We start from the raw sequence: 2042 nt of genomic DNA, 5'->3' as shown, positions 1-2042 counted from the left end.
CGTGGCCGCTTCCAGGCAGGCGATGAAGGCCGCTTCCAGGGTCTCGGCCCCTTGGGTGCGCATCAGGTCCGTGGGCGTTCCGCTGGCCAGCACCCGGCCGGCATGCATCAACGAGATGCGGTCGCAGCGTTCGGCCTCGTTCATGAAGTGGGTCGATATGAAGATCGTCACCCCGTCCCGGCGCGAGAGATCGATGAGCAGTTCCCAGAAACCGTCGCGGGCGATGGGATCGACGCCCGAGGTGGGTTCGTCCAGGATGAGCATTTCCGGTTCGTGCACCAGGGCCACGGCCAGGGAGAGCCGCTGGCGGATGCCCAGGGGCAGGTCGTCGGCGGCCACGTCGATGTAGTCCGCCAGGTTGAAGCGCGTGATCAGACCGTGGATGCGCTTGTTTGCCCGCGCCGCCGGCACATGAAAGAGGCGGGCGTGCAGGTTCAGGTTCTGCCGCACGGTAAGCTCGGCGTAGAGCGAGAACCCCTGGGACATGTAGCCCACCCGCCGGCGCGTGGCCAGGTCGTGGGCATTGACGGGCATGCCGAAAAGGGCCGCGTCCCCGTCCGAGGCGGGTAACAACCCGGTGAGCATTTTCATGGTGGTGGTTTTGCCGCAGCCGTTGGAGCCGAGAAAACCGAAAATCTCGCCGCGTTCGATGTGGAAACTGACTTGGTCCACGGCGGTGAAGTCGCCGAAGCGGCGGGTCAGGGCGTGGGCCTCGATGGCCGGGGGACCGGTGGTGGCCGGACGGGGTGGAATCGTCAGGGCATGGTGCCCCTGGCGGGCCGATTCGGGCAGGAATTGAATGAAGGCCGCCTCCAGCGTCTGTTGACCGGCGCGGGCCTTGAGGCTTCGGCGCGGCCGGTGGTGAGCACCCGGCCGGCGCTCATGGCCACCAGCCAGTCGAAACGCTCGGCCTCCTCCATGTAGGCCGTGGCCACGAGGACACTCATGCCCGGCCGGTTGGCGCGGATTTGCTCGATGAGATCCCAGAATTGGCGCCGGGAGAGCGGGTCCACGCCGGTGGTGGGCTCATCCAGGATCAACAGGTCGGGGTCATGGATCAGGGCGCAGCACAGGCCCAATTTTTGTTTCATGCCCCCCGAGAGCTTGGCCGCCGGCCGGTCGGCAAAGGGGCTCAGCCCCGTGCTGGCCAGAAGGTCGGTGATGCGGCGCCGGCGTCGGCCTGGTGCTGGCCGAAGAGGCGCCCGAAGAAATCCACATTTTCGAAGACCGAGAGGGTGGCGTAGAGGTTGCGGCCCAGGCCCTGGGGCATGTAGCGATTTGCGGGCTGACGCGGGTGCGGTGACGCCGTGAACGCATGTCGCCGCCGAGCACCGTTACCGTGCCACTTTGAATCCGACGTGCCCCGGCCAAGATCCCCAAAAGGGTCGATTTGCCCACACCGTCCGGGCCGATGAATCCCACCATGCGGCCGTCGGGAATTTCCAGATCGACCGCGTCCACGGCGACGGTCCGGCCATAGTGGTGGCTGAGCGCCTCCACCCGGGCGACGGCATCCATCTATCGGCCCTCTCCCACGGGGGTCGCAAGGGACGGCGGCCAGACCGCATCGGCGTTAAGGCGCACATACGCCATACCCGGAAGACCGGTCTTGACCTTCTCGGCATGGGCCTGAGCAGTTCGGGGTCGATGCGCACCTTGACGCGGAACATCAATTTTTCGCGTTCGGTGCGGGTTTCCACATCCTTGGGGGTGAACTGGGCCTTGGGCGCCACGAAAGAGACCCGGGCCGGGATCACCACGTCGGGCAGGGCATCCAGAACGATGCGCGCGTCGCTGCCCAGGTCCACCCGGCCGGCCTGGTCCGTGGGCAGGAAAATAGTCATGGTCACATCGCTGACGTCCAGAAGGGTGAGCACCCGGCCGCCGGCACCCAGCACTTCGCCGGGTTCGGCCAGGCGGTAGAGCACCCGGCCATCCACCGGTGCCGTGAGGGTGCTGTCGTCGATGAACGACTGGATTTCATCGATTCTGGCCTTGACGGCGTCAATGGCCGCCGTGGCATTGGCCTGCCGGGCGATGGC

The 2042-nt window shown here is 66.6% G+C and carries 4 protein-coding genes; all 4 read right to left on the bottom strand.

What is annotated here, in order from left to right:
• Window positions 1-672, bottom strand: a 672-nt coding sequence (locus JCM12296_RS46735; protein WP_246805313.1) for an ATP-binding cassette domain-containing protein, incomplete at its 3' end; no start/stop codon positions are given.
• A gap of 83 nt (window positions 673-755) precedes the next feature.
• Window positions 756-1136, bottom strand: coding sequence for an ATP-binding cassette domain-containing protein (locus JCM12296_RS48715; RefSeq protein ID WP_281492268.1), 381 nt, complete (start codon window positions 1134-1136; stop codon window positions 756-758).
• Complete coding sequence (locus tag JCM12296_RS46725; RefSeq protein ID WP_281492267.1) at window positions 1051-1425, bottom strand: ATP-binding cassette domain-containing protein; 375 nt, start codon at window positions 1423-1425, stop codon at window positions 1051-1053. The genes JCM12296_RS48715 and JCM12296_RS46725 overlap by 86 nt, the downstream gene beginning before the upstream one ends.
• Window positions 1335-2042, bottom strand: a 708-nt coding sequence (locus JCM12296_RS37565; RefSeq protein ID WP_246805312.1) for an HlyD family secretion protein, incomplete at its 5' end; no start/stop codon positions are given. The genes JCM12296_RS46725 and JCM12296_RS37565, both read right to left, overlap by 91 nt.

This window comes from Desulfosarcina cetonica JCM 12296 (assembly GCF_001311845.1).
Classification (GTDB): Bacteria; Desulfobacterota; Desulfobacteria; order Desulfobacterales; family Desulfosarcinaceae; genus Desulfosarcina; species Desulfosarcina cetonica.
This window is presented reverse-complemented; position numbering and strand designations above follow the sequence as displayed.

Coding starts and splice junctions, on each gene's coding strand:
- JCM12296_RS46725 (WP_281492267.1), bottom strand. CDS start 1,425: ATGGTGGGATTCATCGGCCCGGACGGTGTGGGCAAATCGACCCTTTTG.